The sequence below is a fragment of the Streptomyces sp. PH9007 genome (genome assembly GCF_059813725.1).
In genome coordinates, this window is the sequence record NZ_CM187440.1 from 3,484,925 (window position 1) to 3,502,765 (window position 17,841).

The 17,841-nt window shown below is 72.0% G+C and carries 17 protein-coding genes; 12 read left to right on the top strand and 5 right to left on the bottom strand.

Annotation, left to right across the window (positions count from 1 at the left end):
- The first annotated feature begins 62 nt into the window (after positions 1-62).
- Entirely contained in the window at positions 63-1,802 is a 1,740-nt protein-coding gene (gene lysS / locus ACTFAP_RS15890; RefSeq protein ID WP_500466649.1) for a lysine--tRNA ligase, read from the top strand.
- Between the two features lie 62 nt (positions 1,803-1,864).
- Positions 1,865-3,595, top strand: a complete 1,731-nt coding sequence (locus ACTFAP_RS15895; RefSeq protein ID WP_500466650.1) for a hypothetical protein — start codon at positions 1,865-1,867, stop codon at positions 3,593-3,595.
- An 18-nt stretch (positions 3,596-3,613) separates the two neighbouring features.
- On the opposite strand, the gene ACTFAP_RS15900 is transcribed toward ACTFAP_RS15895, so the two are convergent.
- From ACTFAP_RS15900 to ACTFAP_RS15910, 3 genes are all read right to left on the bottom strand, one after another.
- Positions 3,614-4,915, bottom strand: coding sequence for a DUF2637 domain-containing protein (locus ACTFAP_RS15900; RefSeq protein WP_500466651.1), 1,302 nt, complete (start codon positions 4,913-4,915; stop codon positions 3,614-3,616).
- An 81-nt stretch (positions 4,916-4,996) separates the two neighbouring features.
- On the bottom strand, positions 4,997-5,794 hold the full coding sequence (locus ACTFAP_RS15905) for a DUF3558 domain-containing protein (RefSeq protein WP_500466652.1): 798 nt from the start codon (positions 5,792-5,794) through the stop codon (positions 4,997-4,999).
- Between the two features lie 82 nt (positions 5,795-5,876).
- Positions 5,877-6,761: a hypothetical protein gene (locus ACTFAP_RS15910; protein ID WP_500466653.1), complete on the bottom strand. Its 885-nt coding sequence runs from the start codon at positions 6,759-6,761 to the stop codon at positions 5,877-5,879.
- Positions 6,762-7,024: 263 nt separating this feature from the next.
- Between ACTFAP_RS15910 and ACTFAP_RS15915 the strand changes: the two genes are divergently transcribed.
- Together ACTFAP_RS15915 and ACTFAP_RS15920 are read left to right on the top strand one after the other, a co-directional pair.
- On the top strand, positions 7,025-7,159 hold the full coding sequence (locus tag ACTFAP_RS15915) for a hypothetical protein (RefSeq protein ID WP_500466654.1): 135 nt from the start codon (positions 7,025-7,027) through the stop codon (positions 7,157-7,159).
- Complete coding sequence (locus ACTFAP_RS15920) at positions 7,156-7,488, top strand: rhodanese-like domain-containing protein (RefSeq protein WP_500466655.1); 333 nt, start codon at positions 7,156-7,158, stop codon at positions 7,486-7,488. Before ACTFAP_RS15915 ends, ACTFAP_RS15920 begins: the two co-directional genes overlap by 4 nt.
- A 46-nt stretch (positions 7,489-7,534) precedes the next feature.
- Here the strand turns inward: ACTFAP_RS15920 and ACTFAP_RS15925 are convergent, their stop codons facing one another.
- A complete protein-coding gene (locus tag ACTFAP_RS15925) occupies positions 7,535-8,146 on the bottom strand; it encodes a hypothetical protein (protein ID WP_390124096.1) in 612 nt (203 codons plus the stop codon).
- A gap of 119 nt (positions 8,147-8,265) precedes the next feature.
- Between ACTFAP_RS15925 and hemL the strand changes: the two genes are divergently transcribed.
- The 6 genes from hemL to ccsB all read left to right on the top strand — a co-directional run bounded on the left by hemL (position 8,266) and on the right by ccsB (position 14,895).
- Positions 8,266-9,597: a glutamate-1-semialdehyde 2,1-aminomutase gene (hemL, locus tag ACTFAP_RS15930; RefSeq protein WP_495681214.1), complete on the top strand. Its 1,332-nt coding sequence runs from the start codon at positions 8,266-8,268 to the stop codon at positions 9,595-9,597.
- Positions 9,598-9,681: 84 nt separating this feature from the next.
- Positions 9,682-10,329, top strand: coding sequence for a histidine phosphatase family protein (locus ACTFAP_RS15935; RefSeq protein ID WP_390124151.1), 648 nt, complete (start codon positions 9,682-9,684; stop codon positions 10,327-10,329).
- Between the two features lie 103 nt (positions 10,330-10,432).
- Positions 10,433-11,101, top strand: a complete 669-nt coding sequence (locus ACTFAP_RS15940) for a TlpA family protein disulfide reductase (protein WP_500466656.1) — start codon at positions 10,433-10,435, stop codon at positions 11,099-11,101.
- A 7-nt stretch (positions 11,102-11,108) separates the two neighbouring features.
- Positions 11,109-11,879, top strand: coding sequence for a cytochrome c biogenesis CcdA family protein (locus ACTFAP_RS15945; protein WP_500466657.1), 771 nt, complete (start codon positions 11,109-11,111; stop codon positions 11,877-11,879).
- 5 nt (positions 11,880-11,884) lie between these two features.
- A complete protein-coding gene (gene resB / locus ACTFAP_RS15950; RefSeq protein ID WP_500466658.1) occupies positions 11,885-13,801 on the top strand; it encodes a cytochrome c biogenesis protein ResB in 1,917 nt (638 codons plus the stop codon).
- Positions 13,798-14,895, top strand: a complete 1,098-nt coding sequence (gene ccsB, locus ACTFAP_RS15955; protein ID WP_500466659.1) for a c-type cytochrome biogenesis protein CcsB — start codon at positions 13,798-13,800, stop codon at positions 14,893-14,895. Before resB ends, ccsB begins: the two co-directional genes overlap by 4 nt.
- A 37-nt stretch (positions 14,896-14,932) precedes the next feature.
- Here the strand turns inward: ccsB and ACTFAP_RS15960 are convergent, their stop codons facing one another.
- Positions 14,933-15,364, bottom strand: a complete 432-nt coding sequence (locus ACTFAP_RS15960; RefSeq protein WP_500466660.1) for a PLD nuclease N-terminal domain-containing protein — start codon at positions 15,362-15,364, stop codon at positions 14,933-14,935.
- An 86-nt stretch (positions 15,365-15,450) separates the two neighbouring features.
- Here ACTFAP_RS15960 and ACTFAP_RS15965 point away from each other — a divergent pair, with 86 nt between their 5' ends.
- Both ACTFAP_RS15965 and mqnP read left to right on the top strand, forming a co-directional pair.
- On the top strand, positions 15,451-16,902 hold the full coding sequence (locus tag ACTFAP_RS15965) for a menaquinone biosynthesis decarboxylase (RefSeq protein ID WP_500466661.1): 1,452 nt from the start codon (positions 15,451-15,453) through the stop codon (positions 16,900-16,902).
- Positions 16,899-17,825: a menaquinone biosynthesis prenyltransferase MqnP gene (gene mqnP, locus ACTFAP_RS15970; protein WP_030729938.1), complete on the top strand. Its 927-nt coding sequence runs from the start codon at positions 16,899-16,901 to the stop codon at positions 17,823-17,825. Before ACTFAP_RS15965 ends, mqnP begins: the two co-directional genes overlap by 4 nt.
- Positions 17,826-17,841 lie beyond the last annotated feature (16 nt).

A 17,841-nucleotide genomic window follows, 5' to 3' on the forward strand; every position in this document is an offset into this window, starting at 1 on the left:
AGTATCCCACGCGGACCGCCACCCGGTTTCAGCGCAAGCGCGGCAGAAGGAAGTGCACAGCAGTGGATCGGACCACCCCGGAGACCGACTGGGTCTCCCGGCTCGCGGACGAGGTCATCGCCGAGGCGGAGCTGCGTGCGCCCGGCAAACCCGTTGTGTGCGCCTCGGGGCTCAGCCCGTCCGGACCGATCCACCTGGGCAACCTGCGCGAGGTCATGGTGCCCCACCTGGTCGCGGACGAGATCAAGCGGCGCGGCGTCGAGTGCGTCCACCTGCTCTCCTGGGACGACTACGACCGGTTCCGCAAGGTCCCGGCCGGGGTCGAGGGGGTCGACGCGTCCTGGTCCGAGCACATCGGCAAGCCGCTGACCTCCGTACCGGCGCCGGCCGGCAGCCCGTACGGCAGCTGGGCCGAGCACTTCAAGGCGCCGATGCTCACCGCCCTGGCCGAGATGGGCATCGAGGTCCGCGCGATCAGCCAGACCGAGCAGTACACCTCGGGCGTCTACCGCGAGCAGATCCTGTTCGCGATGCGCGAGCGGCGGCGGATCGACGCCGTGCTGGAGCGGTACCGCACCAAGGCGAAGGCGGCGAAGGCCGGGGGCGGCAAGCCCTCGCAGAAGGCCGTCGACGAGGCCGAGCTGGCCGCCGCCGAGGGTTCGGGCGCCGCCGCCGAGGACGACGGCAGCGCGGGCAGCGGCGACTACTACCCGTACAAGCCGTACTGCACCGTCTGCGAGCGGGACATGACCACGGTCACCGCCTACGACGAGGAGACCACCGAGCTGACCTACCGCTGCGAGGCGTGCGGGCACGGCGACACGGTGAAGCTCAGCGCGTTCGACCACGGCAAGCTGGTGTGGAAGGTCGACTGGCCGATGCGCTGGGCGTACGAGGGCGTCGTGTTCGAGCCCTCCGGCGTGGACCACCACTCGCCCGGCTCCTCGTGGGTGGTCGGCGGCCAGCTGGTCTCCGAGATCTTCGGCGGCAAGCAGCCCATCGGCCCGATGTACGCGTTCGTCGGCATCAGCGGCATGGCGAAGATGTCCAGCTCCAAGGGCGGCGTGCCGATCGCGGCCGACGCGCTGGAGATCATGGAGGCGCCGCTGCTGCGCTGGCTGTACGCGCGGCGCAAGCCCAACCAGTCGTTCAAGATCGCCTTCGACGGCGAGATCCAGCGCACCTACGACGAGTGGGACGCGCTGGCGAAGAAGGTCGCGGACGGCGCGGCCCAGCCGGCGGACGTCGCCGCGTACCGGCGGGCGATCGGCACCGCGGCGGGCGAACTGCCCGCCACCCCGCGCCGCCTGCCGTACCGGATGCTGGCCTCCGTGGTGGACATCACCACCGGCGACGACGAGCAGACCCTGCGGATCCTGAGCGAGCTGGACCCGGAGCACCCGGTCACCGACCTGGCGCAGACCCGGCCGCGTCTTGACCGGGCGGCGCACTGGGTGGCCACTCAGATGCCGGCCGAGGCCCGTACCCAGGTGCGCGCCGAGCCCGACGCCGAACTGCTCGGCTCGCTGGACGAGACGCAGCGCGAGTCGCTGCGGCTGCTGCGGGAGGGCCTTGCCGACCACTGGTCGCTGGACGGACTGACGACGCTCGTCTACGGGGTGCCGAAGATCCAGGCCGGGCTCGACCCGGAGGCGAAGCCGACGCCCGAACTGAAGGTGGCGCAGCGGAGCTTCTTCGCGCTGCTGTACCGGCTGCTGATCGGCAAGGAGACCGGGCCGCGGCTGCCCACGCTGCTGCTGGCGGTGGGGGCGGACCGGGTGCGGCTGCTGCTGGGCGGCTGAGCGGGGGGCCGGGCCGCCCACCGGGGCGCGGCGCGCCGCGCCCGACCTCCTACCCTGCACGCATGGCACAGGTGATCGACTACGGGCGGTTCGCCGCGCGCCTGCGGCAGGCCCGGGAACGGGCGGCGGCCGACCCGGGGCAGCGCTGGGCGCTGCTCGACCAGGTGCAGCGGGAGTGGGGGTACACCGACCCCGGGGGCGATCCGGTGTGGCGCCCCGGGGACGGTGAGAACACCGACGAGGGCGTCGACCCCTCGCTGCCGGTGCCGGCCGCACTCACCGAGTGGTGGGACACCCCCGTCAACTCCTTCGCGCACCGGCCCCGGTTGTACTGGGTGCACACCCAGTGGCCGCCGGCCACCACGGAGGACGGCCGGATGTGCGTCTTCCTGTCCGAATACCAGTACTGCAACGAGTGGGGCTACCCGGTGGCCGAGGCCGGCCGGGACGATCCGCGGGTCCTGGTGCGGACCGACCGGGACACCTGGGAGCCCCAGGCCGCCTCGCTCTCCGAGTTCCTGCTGCACCTGGCCCTGGAACGGCTGCCGGCGCACTTCGGCTTCACCGCCGTCCTGGACCACGAGGACCTGGAGACGGACCCGGCCGTCCTGGACCGGCTGCGCGCCTCGTACCCCGGCATGGGCCTGCTGCCCTGGCACGAACTGGGGTCCGACGCCGTGCTGTACGGCGGGCCCGATGTCGTCATCCGGCACGGCCGCGGGTACGGGGCGGACTGGCCGCTGATGGTGTACGGCCGGACCCGGCGGGCGGTGACGGCGGCGTTGGCCGTACTGGCGCCCGGTGGCGAGCACGCGGTGGTGCCGCCGGAGGAGGAGCCCGACCGGCTGCTGGACCTGCCGCCGGTGGCCTTCCGCGTGGGCGAGGAGGACGCGTGGGAGCGCTGGACGGTCCGTTCGGCCGACGAGCCACCGCCCGGCCGCCCCGACGCGCTGTCCGGCGCCGCGCCGCAGTGGCCCGCGGGCACGCACCGGGCCCCGGTCACCGCCGTGACCCGGCTGCGCACCGGACCGCAGGCCGCGGACACGCTGGTGGTGAGCGGTGACGCGGCGGGCGTCCTGCGGATCGGCCCGGCCGGCGGCCCGCCCGCACCCCGCCCGCTGGACCGGCGCGGTACGCCGGTGACTGCCCTGGCCTCCGCCGTGCTGCCCGGACACGGCCCCGTGGTGGCCGCCGCCTGGGCCGACGGACTGGTGCGGCTGTGGGACCTGGAGACCGGCTGCACGGATGTCGCGGCCGACCTGCGGCTGGGCACCGGCATCGGGGAACTGCGGCTCACCGGGGACACGGAGTTGTGGGTATGCGGCCCGCACGGCTGGGCGGCCCTGCGGCTGGACCCGGTGGAACTGTGGGTCCTGCGCCAGATCAGGGAACGGACCGACCGCGTCCCCTGGGACCGGCTGCGCTGCAACCCGGGGTGGGCCCACGAGGTGCCCACCCAGATCCTGCGGGCCGGCTGGGACGACGAGGCGGTGGCCGCACGCGCGGCACGCCGGCTGGAGGAACTGCTGGTGCACGGCCACGGCGCCACCGCGGCCCAGGCCGCCGCGCCGCTGCTGGCGATGCTGGTGGTCAACGGCTGGACCCCGGACCGGGGCCGGCTGCTGAGGCTGCTCGCCGCCCTCGCCCGCGTCCGCGCCGGCCACTCGGAGGCGGCCGACGCGCAGCGGGACATCCTGGGCCGACTGCTGCCCACCCTGCGGCTGCTGGCGGATCACCCCGACGAGGCCGTGCGCGCGGGCCTCGCCGAACTGGAGCGTGCCTGCGCCGCCTGACGCGGCCGGCTCGCGGGCTCAGACGCTGGTGCCCATGTCGGCGTTGTAGCGCTCCTTGAAGCCGTGGTTGCGCATGAAGTCGCGCACATGCTGCTCGGTCAGCAGATTGCCGTGCGCGTCGGTGACGTTGTAGCGGTCGTTCAGCATGAGGGAGAGCTGGCGGGCGGTGGGGAAGGCGTCGTGCTCGACGACGTACTGGTGGAACGCCTGGTAGTACAGCTCGTCCTGGGCCAGGTCGTCGGGCAGTTCGACGGGCTCCTGCGGGGGCTCCTCGCCGCCGGCGCCGCTGCGCTGGGCCGGCAGCAGCCCGGGGGCCGGGGCCTGGCCGAGGGTACGGCGGCGGCCCGGGGCGACCGGGACGGTGGCGTCGGGGTACGGGTCCGGGTCCGGCTCGGGGACGGCCTCGGGCGCGGGCGCCCGTCCGGCGTCCTCGGGTACGGGGGCGGGCTCCCCGTGTTCCGGCGTCCCGGACGGCGACCGCTCCTCCTGCGGGGCCTGTGTCCGGGGGTCGTACCACTCCTCGCGCTCCGGCCGGGGCTGGAGCACCGGCAGTTCGGGCAGCGGGATGCGGGGCGGCTGCACGGCCCGGGTGGCCCGTTCGTCGGCCCCGGCCCCGGTCCCGGTTCCGGCCCCGGTCTCGGTCCGCTGCGCGGTGCCGGGGAGGGTCGTCTCCGAGAGCGGGACGCCGAAGCGGGCCAGCTTCAGCGGCATGAGTTCCTCGACCGGTGCGCGGCGGCGCCAGGCGCGGCCGTACTCGGCGCGCAGCCGGGTCTGGTAGACGAGGCGGTCCCGCTCCATGGTGATGACCTCGTCGTAGGACCGCAGTTCCCACAGCTTCATGCGGCGCCACAGCCGGAAGGTGGGGATGGGGGAGAGCAGCCAGCGCCACATGCGGACGCCCTCCATGTGCTTGTCCGCCGTGATGTCGGCGACCCGCCCGATGGCGTGCCGGGCCGCTTCCACGGTGATGACGAAGAGCACGGGGATGATCGCGTGCATGCCGACGCCCAGCGGGTCGCCCCACGCGGCGGCGCCGTTGAAGGCGATGGTGGCGGCGGTGAGCAGCCAGGCGGTCTGGCGCAGCAGGGGGAACGGGATGCGCAGCCAGGTCAGCAGCAGGTCCAGGGCGAGCAGGACGACGATGCCCGCGTCGATGCCGATGGGAAAGAACGGCGAGAAGGCGCCGAATCCCTTCTTCTCGGCCAGATCGCGGACCGCCGTGTACGAGCCGACAAAGCCGATGGCGGCGATGACGACCGCCCCGGCCAGGATGATGCCGACCAGGACGCGGTGTGCGCGTGTGAGTTTGATCGCGGCCACCCGTGGGCCTCCCCGTAATGAAACTGGTGTTCCCTCGCGGGGCAAGACTCGCACACCGCGGATCCGGCCGCGGTGGCTCGGCTACTCGTCGTCCTTCTTGTCCGTGTCCGCGCCATCCTCCGCGCCGTCCGCGTCCTGACCCTCGTCCGCGGCCGTCGCGCCGAGCCGCTCCACGGCCTCGGCCGCCGCCGTCTCGGCGCGCTCCTTGATGCCCTTGGCGCCCGGCAGGTCGTCGCCCTCCAGGCCGGTGCCCGCGTAGTCGACCGTGATCACGACATTGCCGGTGCGCACGACGACCCGCTGCTGGCGGAAGTCCTGCTTGTCGTCGTCGATGTCCTTCTCGGCGTTGTACGCGAGGGTGACCGCCGAGTCGCCGGTGCCGGCCAGCTCCTCCTGGTCGACGTCGCTGTTGGCGCCGTCGCCGGTGATCTCCTCGATCTGCTGCGCGATGAAGCCCTGCGCCCGGTCGTCGCCGCTGCCCAGCGACAGGTCCGACTCGAAGCGGCGCAGCGAGACGGTCAGCGAGCGGTACTGGTACTCCTTGAGCCCGCTCCACAGGCAGGTGCCGGAGAGGGAGGTGTCGTTCGAGGTCAGCGCCGAGCCGCCCTCGGGGTCGGCCTTGGGCACCAGGTCGCCGACGGTGTCCCCGCTGATCGTGGCGCAGGGGCTGGGCAGATCGGTGAACCGTACGGGCTCGGGCTCCGGAGCGCTCTGCTCCTCGCCCGCCGCGGAGTCGTCCTTGGCGTCCTCGCCGGAGGGGGAGGAGGAGCAGCCGGCGATCAGCAGGGCCGGGACGGCGGCCCAGGCCAGCGCGCGCAGTCGGGGGCCCCTCCCAGCCGCCAGGCTGGGGGACCTTCGGGGAGTCGCGGTGGGGTGCATGATCTCTTCGCTTCCGTTAATTCAGGGGGCGCTCGGGACGGTGCGCCGCACAGCACGGTACGCCCTCGGCCCGCCGGGGGTGCTAATCGTCGAACCCGCCCGCCAGGTGCCGGCCCACCCGCTGGGCGCCGTCCTGGAGCGGTCCGCTCTCGGGTGGTGCGTCGGTGCGGGTGGTGATCTCGGTGTAGTGGACGGTGGCGATGACGTTCGCGCTGCGGAACGCCACGGTCACGTCGCGGTGCGCTCCGGTGGCGGTGGTGCTGAGCCGGTCATCGAGGTAGGCGTCGTGGCCGATGCCGATGTCGCGCGGGACGGGGTTGCCGTCGCTGTCGGTGCCGGTGGGGGCACCGGCGTCGGTACCGCTCTCGGTGTCGTCGCTGTCCGCGTCGTTCTCCGCGTCGCTTCCCGCGTCGCCCTCGCCGGTGTCACCGCCGGTGTCGTCGCCGTCCTGCGGGGCGTCGGGTGACCCGGGTGATTCCGGGTCCTCGGGAGCGTCGGGGGAGGGGAGGCCGGCCTCGGTGGCGCGGGCGGCGAAGTCGAGTTCCGCCTGGTCGTCGTCGCTGACCTGCGGGTCGTAGGAGATGACCCGTTCGAAGTCGACGGTGAGCCGCAGGGTGTTGCCGGTCTCCGGGTGTGTGCCCTGCCAGGTGCAGCCGCTGCGGCGCCCGGAGTCGTACGTCTCGGTGGGCGTGCCCCGGTACACCTCGGGAGCCGCGTCGGGCAGCAGCCGTTGCAGGGTGCTCTCGCTGACGGAGCCGCACGGTTCGGGGAGTGCCGAGTACCGTCCGGGCTTGCCGGGGCCCGAGGCGCTGCCGCTGGGGCCCGAGCCGCCGGTGCCGCTCTGGGTGCCGGAGTCGCCGCCGCACCCGGCGGCGAGCGCGCACAGGGCCACGGCGGCGAGGGTGGTGCGTACCACTGCTGCCGCACTGCGCATGGCTGCCTCCCGGTCGGTGTGTCGCGCGGACATGGTCAGGGGGTCATGTCTACCGCACACCCCGACCGGGCGCCCGTCCGGTTGCCGTAATAAGGTAGTTTGTCTTATTTCTGGCGGTCATGGGGTTGGCTGACGGTACGGCGGTACGCGTGCGGGCCGACACCGGTGGCGCGTGGGAAGCGATTCCGGATGGCGGCTATCCGTCGGAACCTGGCAGTCACGCCGCTGGGCGGCGCGGTGCCGCCCGCCTAGCGTCGAAGGTGCTCCGGCTCCGTTCCGCGATGCGAGGAAGCGCCATGCACGTTCAGATCGTCCTGTCCGACGGCTTCGGGCCGCTCGATGCCGTCGTCCCCTCCGAGGTCCCGCGCGGAGGCGCCGCCGCCCCCGACGGTGCGGTGGGCCACCGCACCCCCGGGAGCGTGACCGCGTGAGCCTGCGCCACTACTTCCGCCGCCCACCGGCCGTGAGCGCGGCCGAGGCGATCCGCCTCGTCGCGGACGGCGCCCTCGTCGTGGACGTACGCCGTGCTGTCGAGTGGAACCGGACCCACATCCCGGACGCCGTGCACATGCCACTCGAAGTCCTGCCGGAACGCTGCCTGGAACTCCCCGAGGACCGGCTGCTCATCACGTTCTGCACCGGTGGCATCCGGTCGGCCGGCGCCGCGAACCTGCTGGTCGAAAACGGCTTCGAGGCCGTCAACATGAGCCGGGGTCTCATCGACTGGCGCGCCGCGGGCGGCCCGCTCACCACCCGGTGAGCGCTGGAGCGAACCGGACGCGAGCCGAGCGGGCCGGATCAGGTGATCAGGGCCAGACCAGGCAGTACGGCTGGTGGCCGGCCTCGTGGAGGCGGCGGGAGAAGTCCTGCCACTCGTTCAGCAGCCGGTAGACGCCGAAGGCGTCGGTGGGGCCGCGCCGGTCGGGGACCGTGGACCAGATGAAGGCCGCCGCGCCCACCGTCTCGTCGCCGATCGCGCGCAGCGGGTCCACGGCGGTGGTGGGGAGCTTGACCACGGCGTAGTCCGGGTGCAGCACCACCAGTTCCAGCGGCGGGACCCGGTGCAGGGGTATGCCCTCGATGCCGGTGAGCACCATGGCGGCCATCGTCTCGGGCTTGATGCGGGTGAACATGCCCTGGCCCAGCTCGTCGCCGCCCAGCTCCTCGGGGCGCATCGACAGCGGCACGCGGGCCGCGGTGGCGCCGTCGGGGGCACCGAAGTATTTGTAGGTCACGGACAGCCTGCCGTTGCCGAGCCGGATCTCGCTCTCGCCGCCGCTCCCGCCGGGCCCCGGGACACCGGTGCCTCCGGGGGCGCCGCCCTCACCCTTGCGGCGATGCCGGCCACGGCGCGAACGCGGGCGCGGGGCAGGCTCGGGACCGAGGTCCCCTTCGCCCAGTCCGCCTCCGCGCTGCATGTCACCGCCCCGCCTCGGCGCGGTCCCCGCCGCGCAACCCGATCATCGTCTCAGAGGACCTCCCCCGACAGGCGCTCGCGAAACGCCCGAACGCACAGCTGTCTGAAGGCTCTGCCACCATGGAACGCGTGACGCACACCTCTGAGGCCACCCCAGTTTCGCAGACACTCTTCTCCCGCGCAGCCAGTGTGACCCCCGGCGGCGTGAACTCTCCGGTGCGCGCCTTCGGCGCGGTGGGCGGAACGCCCCGGTTCATGGCATCCGGTTCCGGTCCGTACGTGACCGACGCCGATGGACGGGAGTATGTCGATCTGGTGTGCTCCTGGGGGCCGATGATCCTCGGCCACGCGCACCCGGCCGTCATCGACGCGGTCCAGGCGGCCGTGGCCAAGGGCACCTCCTTCGGCACCCCCACCGAGGGCGAGGTGGCCCTGGCCGAGGAGATCGTGGCCAGGATTCCCCCGGTGGAGCGCGTACGTCTGGTCTCTTCGGGTACGGAGGCCACCATGTCCGCGATCCGGCTGGCCAGGGGCTTCACCGGCCGCGAGAAGATCATCAAGTTCGCCGGCTGCTACCACGGCCACGTCGACGCGCTGCTGGCCCAGGCCGGCTCCGGCGTCGCGACTTTCGCGCTGCCCGACACCCCCGGCGTCACGGGCGCCGCCGCCGGCGAGACGGTGGTGCTGCCGTACAACGACCTGGAGGCGGTGCGCGCCGCCTTCGCGCGTCACCCCGGCGAGATCGCCTGCGTCATCACCGAGGCCGCCCCCGGAAACATGGGCGTCGTGCCGCCGCTGCCCGGCTTCAACCAGGGCCTGAAGGACCTGTGCGCCGAGCACGGCGCGCTGTACATCTCGGACGAGGTGATGACCGGCTTCCGGGTCAGCCGTCAGGGGTGGTACGGCCTGGACGGGGTGACACCCGATCTGATGACGTTCGGCAAGGTGATGGGCGGCGGCTTCCCGGCCGCGGCCTTCGGCGGGCGCGCGGACGTCATGGAGCGCCTCGCCCCGGCCGGTCCCGTCTACCAGGCGGGCACCCTGTCCGGGAACCCGGTGGCCACCGCCGCCGGGCTCGCCCAGCTGCGGCTGCTGGACGACGCCGCGTACGCCGTCGTCGACGACGCCGCGGCCAAGGTGCGGGCGCTGGTGACCGCCGCGCTCGCCAAGGAGGGCGTCCCGCACACCATCCAGTGCGCGGGAAGCATGTTCTCCGTCTTCTTCACCGAGGCGTCCGTCCCCGACTACGCGGCGGCACGCGCTCAGCAGACCTTCCGGTTCACGGCCTTCTTCCACGCCATGCTGAACCAGGGCGTCTACCTGCCGCCGTCGGCCTTCGAGGCGTGGTTCCTGTCCACCGCCCACGACGAGCGCGCCCTGGAACGCATCGCCGACGCCCTGCCGGGCGCCGCCCGCGCCGCCGCCGAGGCCACCGCCCCCGCCACCGCATAAACCGATCTGGAGCGTCACCTAGTGAGCAGCGAGAACAGCGAGAACAGCGACAGCGGCGACAGAGTGCGCACCACCGTCCACCTGATGCGCCACGGTGAGGTCCACAACCCCGACGGGCTGCTGTACGGGCGCCTGCCCGGCTACCACCTGTCCGAACTGGGTGAGCGGATGGCCGAGGTGGTGGCCGAGTCCCTGACCGGGCACGACATCACCCACGTGGTGGCCTCCCCGCTGGAGCGCGCGCAGGAGACCGCCGAGCCGGTCGCCAAGGCGCATGGACTGCCGGTGGCCACCGACGGGCGGCTGATCGAGGCCGCCAACGTCTTCCAGGGCAAGAGCTTCGGCGTCGGGGACGGCTCACTGCGCCACCCGGGCAACTGGAAACACCTGCGCAACCCGTTCCGGCCGTCCTGGGGCGAGCCGTACGTCGAGCAGGTGGTGCGGATGAAGAGCGCCCTGGACGCGGCCCGCGACGCGGCGCGCGGCCACGAGGCGGTGTGCGTCAGCCATCAGCTGCCGATCTGGATCGTCCGCAGCTTCGTCGAACACCGCAGGCTGTGGCACGACCCGCGCAACCGGCAGTGCACGCTCGCCTCGCTGACCAGCTTCACGTACGAGGGCGACCGCATCGTCTCGGTGCGGTACTCGGAGCCCGCGCTGGAGCTGGTCCCGCCGCATCTGCGGGCGGGCGCCAAGCCGAAGAAGGGCGCGAGCAAGGGCTTCGGAGCCTAGCCGCCACCCGCCGGAGCAGGGGTGTTCTCCCAGCTCAACGGGGCTGGATTCGGGACAAGGGGGGCGCGGAAGATCGCCTCGGGGCGCATGGGAAACTTTTCACATGATCGAGAGCCGCACATCCCTGCGCCGTCGACACCTCGGGTTCAGCGCCGCCGCAGTGGCCCTGACCGCCGCCCTCACCGCCTGCTCCGGCGCCTCGGCCGGGCCCTCCGGTGGCGACAGCAACATTGTGCAGGGCACCGGCCAGATCACCCATGTCGCGGCCGGTGACCGGCAGCCGCTGCCCGAGCTGAGCGGGGAGACCACCGAGGGCGAGGAACTCGACCTGGCCGACTACCGGGGCCAGATCCTGGTGGTCAACGTCTGGGGATCGTGGTGCGCCCCCTGCCGGGCCGAGGCGCCGAACCTGGTGGCGGTCGCCGAGGACCTCGCCGATGACGGGGTGCAGTTCGTCGGCATCAACACCCGTGATCACAGCGCGGCGAACGCCCGCTCCTTCGACGAGCGGTTCGGCGTGCCGTACCCCAGCCTCTACGACCCGCAGGGCAAGCTGCTGCTCCAGTTCCCCAAGGGCAGCCTCAACCCGCAGGCCATCCCCTCCACCCTGGTCATCGACCCGGAGGGCAACATCGCGGCCCGCGCGCTGAAGCCGCTGACCGAGGAGGAACTGCGGGCGGCCATCGAGCCGGTGCTGGCCGAGACCACCGACGCCGCGGGCACCGCCGGGGCCGGCGAGGACACCGGGACCGACGACACCACCGAGAAGTGACCCGGACATGCACTCCGTCACCCTCGCCGCCGTCACCGACTCCAACGAGACGATACTGACCGGCGCCCTGCTGCTGGCCATACCCGTCGCCCTGTTCGGCGGTCTCGTCTCGTTCTTCTCGCCCTGCGTCCTGCCGCTGGTCCCCGGCTATCTCTCCTATGTCACCGGGGCGAGCGGCGCCGACCTCAAGGACGCGCGGCGCGGCCGGATGTTCGTGGGCACCCTGCTGTTCGTCCTCGGCTTCACCGCGGTCTTCGTCTCCACCGGCGCGCTGTTCGGCGAGTTCGGCCGCACCCTGCTGGAACACCGCGAACTCCTCAACAAGATCGCCGGCGTGCTCATGGTGATCATGGGCCTGCTGTTCATGGGCCTGCTGCCCCGGCTGTCCGGGCGGCAGTTCAAGCTGCCGATAAAGCCCGGGGTCGGCCTGGCCGGCGCGCCCCTGCTGGGCGTGGTGTTCGGCATCGGCTGGACCCCGTGCATCGGCCCCACCCTCGCCTCCGTGCAGTTCCTGGCCTTCAACGAGGCCACCGCCGGGCGTGGCGCGCTGCTCACCGTCTTCTACTGCCTGGGCCTGGGCGCGCCGTTCATCATCGCCGCGCTGTTCTTCCGCCGGGCGCTGGGCGCCTTCGCCTGGTTCAAGCGCCACTACGTGTGGATCATGCGCCTGGGCGGGCTGATGATGATCGTGACGGGCGTGCTGCTGTTCACCGGCACCTGGGACCGTCTGGTGTACGACCTTCAGGTGTGGTCGTCCGAGTTCGACGTTTGGATCTGAACACCATGGCCAGCGACAACCTGAACGACGACCGCGACGACCAGCCCCGTACGGACGGCCCGGCCCGTACGGACGGCCGGGACGGTACGGACGAGGCCGCGGCCACCGCCGGCCTGTCCACCGCCCCCGCCCAGGACGAGGAGGGCGCGGCCCCGGAGCGGCCCGGCGAGGGCACCGCCGTCCCCGGCTCGTTCGGCGGCGTACGCGGCCCGGGCGCCGCCGGTACGGTCCGGTGGCTGGGACGCGAGACGGCCGGCTGGACGCGCTGGATGTGGCGCCAGCTCACCTCCATGCGGGTCGCGCTGATCCTGCTGTTCCTGCTCGCGCTCGGCGCCATCCCCGGCTCCCTCATCCCGCAGAGCGACGTGAACGCGCTCCTCGTGGAGCAGTTCAAGGCCGACAACCCGACACTGGGCGGGCTCTACGAGCGGCTCCAGCTGTTCGAGGTGTACTCCTCGGTGTGGTTCTCGGCGATCTACATCCTGCTGTTCATCTCGCTCATCGGCTGCATCGTCCCGCGCACCTGGCAGTTCGTCGGCCAGCTGCGCGGCCGTCCGCCGCGCGCCCCGCGCCGCCTGGACCGGATGCCCGCGTACACCACCTGGCGCACCGACGCCGAGCCGGCCACGGTCGTGGACTCGGCCCAGCGGCTGCTGAAGCGCCGGTGGTTCCGTACCGCCCCCGCCCCCGACGGGGGCTCGGTCGCCGCCGAGAAGGGCTATCTGCGCGAGGCCGGCAACCTGCTCTTCCACATCTCGCTGATCGTGCTGCTGGTCGCCTTCGGCACCGGCCAGCTGTTCTACTCCGAGGGCGGCAAGCTGGTCATCCAGGGCGACGGGTTCTCCAACACGCTGCCCCAGTACGACGACTTCTCCTCCGGGTCGATGTTCGACGTGGACCACGACCTGGACCAGTTCGGTTTCACGCTGAACGAGTTCACCGCCGAGTTCTCCCGCGAGGGCCCCGACCTCGGCACCCCCACCGAGTTCCGGGCCGACATCACCTACTGGCTGCCGGACGGCACCGAGACCGACGCCACCGTCCAGCCCAACAACCCCGTCCACATCGGCGACTCCAAGGTCTATCTGCTGGGCCACGGCTTCGCCCCGGTCATCACCGTCACCGACGGCCAGGGCCGCACCGCCTTCTCCGGCCCTGTGCCGTTCCTCCCGCAGGACACCGGGCTCACCTCCACCGGCGTGGTGAAGGTGACCGACTACCTCGACGAGAACGGCGACCCCGAGCAGCTGGGCTTCCAGGGCTTCTTCAACCCCAGCTACGCCATCGACGCGGAGCGCGGCCCGCACTCCACCTTCCCCGACCCCGACCTGCCGGTGCTCACCCTCACCGCCTACCACGGCGACCTGGGCCTGGACTCCGGCATCCCGCAGAACGTGTACCAGCTCAACACCCGCAAGCTGGAGCAGTTCACGTCCGAGGACGGCGAGCCGTTCCGCTTCGACCTGCTGCCCGGCGAGTCGATCGACCTGCCGGAGGGCAAGGGCACCCTCACCTACGAGAGCTACCAGCGCTGGGCCACCTTCCAGATCACCACCAAGGCCGGCAACGGCTGGGCCCTCGCCGGCTCGCTGGCCGCCGTGCTGGGCCTGGCCGGGTCGCTGCTGCTCCAGCGCCGCCGGGTGTGGGTGCGGGCCACCACCGACGGCGCGGGCCGTACCGTGGTCGAGCTGGCGTCGCTCGGCCGCACCGAGTCGGCGAGGATCCCGCACGAGCTGGCGGACCTCGCCGCCGCGCTGCAACCGGACGCCCCCCTGATCCCCGAGACCTCCGAGACCTCCGAGTCCTTTGACGCCGCGGATTCCGCCGACTCCCCCGAGTCCACCGAGTCCTCCGGGTCCGCCACGACCGCCGAGTCTCCCGAGTCTTCCGAGTCCTCTGACGACCAAGGAGCGCGCGCATGAATCTCGCCATGAGCGAGGAGCTCGCCGACCTCAGCAACTATCTGATCTATTCAGCGATGGCGGTCTACTCCCTCGCCTTCCTCGCCCACATCGCCGAGTGGCTCTTCGGCAGCCGCTCCAAGGTCGCCAGAACGGCGGCGGCCCTGACCGCGGACGGCGGGGCGGCGGCCGTACCGGCGCAGCAGTCCACGATCAGCGTGACCGTACGCGGCAAGGGCGGCGCCACCGACGTCTTGGAGCGGCCCGCGGTCGTCACCCGCTCCGCGAGCCCGCGGCGCGACGCCGTCCCGGACGGCCCCGGCCCCTCCGGCGGGGACGAGAAGGGCGACCTGTACGGGCGGATCGCCCTCTCGCTGACGGTGCTGGCCTTCCTGATGCACTTCTCGGCGGTCCTGGTGCGGGCCATCGCCGTGGAGCGGGCCCCGTGGGCCAACATGTACGAGTTCTCCACCGCGTTCTCCATGACGGCGGTCGCCGCGTACCTGCTGTTCCTGCTGGCGAAGAAGAACGTCGGCTGGCTGGGGCTGCCGCTGGTCACCACCGTGCTGCTGGACCTGGGCCTGGCGGTGGCGGTGCTCTACACCGAGAGCACCCAGCTGGTGCCCGCGCTGGACTCGGTGTGGCTGTGGATCCACGTCGCGCTGGCCATCACCTGCGGGGCGCTGATGTACCTGGCGGTGGTCTCCACCGTGCTGTTCCTGTTCCGCGACTCCTACGAGAACAAGATCGCCTCCGGCGGCACCCCCGGGCGGCTGGCGACCTCGGTGCTGGAGCGGCTCCCGTCCTCCGTCTCGCTGGACAAGCTCGCCTACCGGATCACGGCCGCCGTCTTCCCGGTGTGGACCTTCACGATCGTGGCGGGCGCCATCTGGGCCGAGAACGCCTGGGGCCGCTACTGGGGCTGGGACCCCAAGGAGGTCTGGGCGTTCATCACCTGGGTCGCCTACGCCGCGTACCTGCACGCGCGCGCCACGGCCGGCTGGAAGGGGCGCAAGGCCGCCTACCTGGGCATCGCCGGCTTCGTCTGCTATCTGATCAATTACTACGGTGTGAACATGTTCGTGAACAGTCTGCACTCGTACTCGGGCGTCTGAGCCCGGCCGGGCCGGACGGCGGGACGGGAGCCCGCCGTCACTTGGCCGGAGGGTCCTGCGGGCCGCTGTCGTCGGAGTTCTTGTCCTCCTTGCGGAGGTCCTCCTCGCGGCGCCGCAGGTCCTCCTCCCAGTTCTCCAAGAGTTCCTTGTCCTTGGCGTTCTCCTCGCGCTGCTTCTCGTCGTTCAGCGAGCGCAGGAAGTCGGGGTTGTCGTCCGGCGCGACCCAGCCGCCACCGCCGGACCTGCGGCCCGTGGCCTGACGTCCGCCGGTCCCGCCGACCGCCGCGGCGCCGCGCTGGCGGCCCACGAAGATCCACGCGATCGGGCCGATCAGCCAGGCGAAGACGATCAGCAGCAGCCAGATCAGCTTCGGGAGGTGCTTGACGTCCTCGTCCTTGGTGCTGATGCAGTCCACCAGGGCGTAGATGGCAAGCGCGATCGGTACCAGAAACATCAGCACCCTGAGCATTGTGGTCCCCCTGGGGAAGTGTGGCCACGGTCGGGGCGGGGCCCCCTGACTAAGGCCAGGGTAATGCGTCAGCAATACTGAGGCGCATGGCATACGACGACCTGCGCGCACTGCTGAAGGCCCTGGAGAAGGACGGGGAGCTGAAGCGGGTGAGGGCGGAGGTCGATCCGCACCTCGAAGTGGGCGAGATCACCGACCGCGTCAACAAGGCCGGCGGCCCCGCGCTGCTCTTCGAGAACGTCAAGGGCTCGACGATGCCGCTGGCCATGAACGTGTACGGCACGGACCGCCGGCTGCTGAAGGCGCTGGGCCTGTCCTCGTACAACGAGATCAGCGAGAAGATCGGCGGCCTGCTGAAGCCGGAGCTGCCGCACGGCTTCACCGGGGTGCGGGAGGCGTTCGGCAAGCTCGGCGCCATGACGCACGTGCCGCCGAAGAAGGTCAAGAGCGGCCCGGTGCAGGAGGTCGTCCTCAAGGGCGACCAGGTGGACCTGGAGGCGCTGCCCGCGCTGTTCACCTGGCCCGAGGACGGCGGCTCCTTCTTCAACCTGGGGCTGACCCACACCAAGGACCCCGACAGCGGCGTGCGCAACCTGGGCCTGTACCGGCTCCAGCGGCACGACAAGCGCACCATCGGCATGCACTGGCAGATCCACAAGGACAGCCGCAACCACTACCAGGTGGCGGCCCGGCGCGGTGAGCGGCTGCCGGTCGCGATCGCCTTCGGCTGCCCGCCGGCCGTCACGTACTCCTCCACCGCGCCGCTGCCCGGCGACATCGACGAGTACCTCTTCGCCGGTTTCCTCCAGGGCAAGCGGGTGGAGATGGTGGACTGCGTGACGGTGCCGCTCCAGGTGCCCGCGCACGCCGAGGTCGTCCTGGAGGGGTGGCTGGAGCCGGGGGAGATGCTGCCGGAGGGCCCGTACGGGGACCACACCGGCTTCTACACCCCGCAGGAGCCGTTCCCGGCGCTGACCATCGACTGCGTGACGATGCGGAAGAAGCCGATGTTCCAGTCGATCGTGGTGGGCCGGCCGCCGACCGAGGACGGGCCGCTGGGGCGGGCGACGGAACGGTTCTTCCTGCCGCTGCTGAAGATCATCATCCCGGACATCGTGGACTACCACCTGCCCGAGGCGGGCGGCTTCCACAACTGCGCGATCATCTCGATCGACAAGAAGTACCCGAAACACGCGCAGAAGGTGATGTCGGCGGTGTGGGGGGCACACATGATGTCCCTGACCAAACTGATCATCGTCGTGGACGCCGACTGCGATGTGCACGACCTGCACGAGGTGGCGTGGCGGGCGCTGGGCAACACGGACTACGCCCGCGATCTGCTGCTCACCGAGGGCCCGGTCGATCACCTGGACCACGCCTCCTACCAGCAGTTCTGGGGCGGCAAGGCCGGCATCGACGCCACCGCGAAGTGGCCCGAGGAGGGCTACACCCGCGACGGCGGCTGGCCGCAGATGGTGGTCTCGGACCCGGATACGGCGGCCCTGGTCGACCGCCGCTGGAAGGAATACGGACTGTGACCGCCCTCCCCGCCTCAGCCGGCCGGCCCGCCCCCGCGGCGGTGCCGGGCCGGCTCCGCGCGTTCCTGAACGTGGTGATGTTCGAGCACTCGATCTTCGCCCTGCCCTTCGCGTACACCGCCTCCCTGACGGCGATGTTCCTGTCCGAGGGCCGGCGGATCGAGTGGGACACCCTGGGCCTGGTCACGGCCGCCATGGTGGGGCTGCGGTCCTTCGCTATGGCCGCCAACCGGATCATCGACCGCGAGATTGACGCGCGTAACCCGCGCACCCGGGGCCGCGAGATGGTGACGGGCGCCCTGTCGGTGCGGGCCGGCTGGATCGGCGCGGCCCTCACCCTGGCCCTGTTCCTGGGGGCCGCGGCGCTGCTGAACCCGCTGTGCCTGGTGCTGGCGCCGGTGGCCGTGGTGCCGATGGTCGTCTACCCGTACGGCAAGCGGTTCACGGACTTCCCGCACGCCATCCTGGGCCTGGCCCAGGCGGCCGGGCCGGTCGGCGCCTGGCTGGCGGTCACCGGCACCTGGTCGTGGGACGCGGTCCTGCTGGGCCTGGCGGTGGGCATCTGGATCGGCGGCTTCGACCTGATCTACGCCTGCCAGGACATCGCCACGGACCGGGAGACGGGCGTACGGTCCTTCCCGGCCCGCTTCGGTATCGCCACGTCCCTGCGTACGGCGCGGGTGTGCCACGCCGTGACGATGGCCCTGCTCGTCTGGTACGCGGCGGCCACCGGCGCGGGCCCCTTCCTGTGGGTCGGCCTGGCGGTGGTCGCGGGCGCGTTCGTCTACGAGCACTCGCTGGTCAAGGCGGACGATCTGTCCCGCCTGAACCGGGCCTTCTTCACGGTCAACGGCTTCGTGGGCATCACCCTGTTCGCCTTCGCGCTGACCGACCTGCTGACCCGCGGCCTGATCGTCTTCTAGTCCGCTTGGTCCGCCC

Bases quoted from the DNA above. Each gene is read 5' to 3' on its own strand.
- ACTFAP_RS15895 (WP_500466650.1), top strand. From the start codon at position 1,865: ATGGCACAGGTGATCGACTACGGGCGGTTCGCCGCGCGCCTGCGGCAG.
- ACTFAP_RS15905 (WP_500466652.1), bottom strand. From the start codon at position 5,794: ATGCACCCCACCGCGACTCCCCGAAGGTCCCCCAGCCTGGCGGCTGGG.
- ACTFAP_RS15910 (WP_500466653.1), bottom strand. From the start codon at position 6,761: ATGTCCGCGCGACACACCGACCGGGAGGCAGCCATGCGCAGTGCGGCA.
- ACTFAP_RS15915 (WP_500466654.1), top strand. From the start codon at position 7,025: ATGCACGTTCAGATCGTCCTGTCCGACGGCTTCGGGCCGCTCGATGCC.
- ACTFAP_RS15925 (WP_390124096.1), bottom strand. From the start codon at position 8,146: ATGCAGCGCGGAGGCGGACTGGGCGAAGGGGACCTCGGTCCCGAGCCT.
- hemL (WP_495681214.1), top strand. From the start codon at position 8,266: ATGGAACGCGTGACGCACACCTCTGAGGCCACCCCAGTTTCGCAGACA.
- ACTFAP_RS15935 (WP_390124151.1), top strand. From the start codon at position 9,682: ATGCGCCACGGTGAGGTCCACAACCCCGACGGGCTGCTGTACGGGCGC.
- ACTFAP_RS15940 (WP_500466656.1), top strand. From the start codon at position 10,433: ATGATCGAGAGCCGCACATCCCTGCGCCGTCGACACCTCGGGTTCAGC.
- ACTFAP_RS15945 (WP_500466657.1), top strand. From the start codon at position 11,109: ATGCACTCCGTCACCCTCGCCGCCGTCACCGACTCCAACGAGACGATA.
- resB (WP_500466658.1), top strand. From the start codon at position 11,885: ATGGCCAGCGACAACCTGAACGACGACCGCGACGACCAGCCCCGTACG.
- ccsB (WP_500466659.1), top strand. From the start codon at position 13,798: ATGAATCTCGCCATGAGCGAGGAGCTCGCCGACCTCAGCAACTATCTG.
- ACTFAP_RS15960 (WP_500466660.1), bottom strand. From the start codon at position 15,364: ATGCTCAGGGTGCTGATGTTTCTGGTACCGATCGCGCTTGCCATCTAC.
- ACTFAP_RS15965 (WP_500466661.1), top strand. From the start codon at position 15,451: ATGGCATACGACGACCTGCGCGCACTGCTGAAGGCCCTGGAGAAGGAC.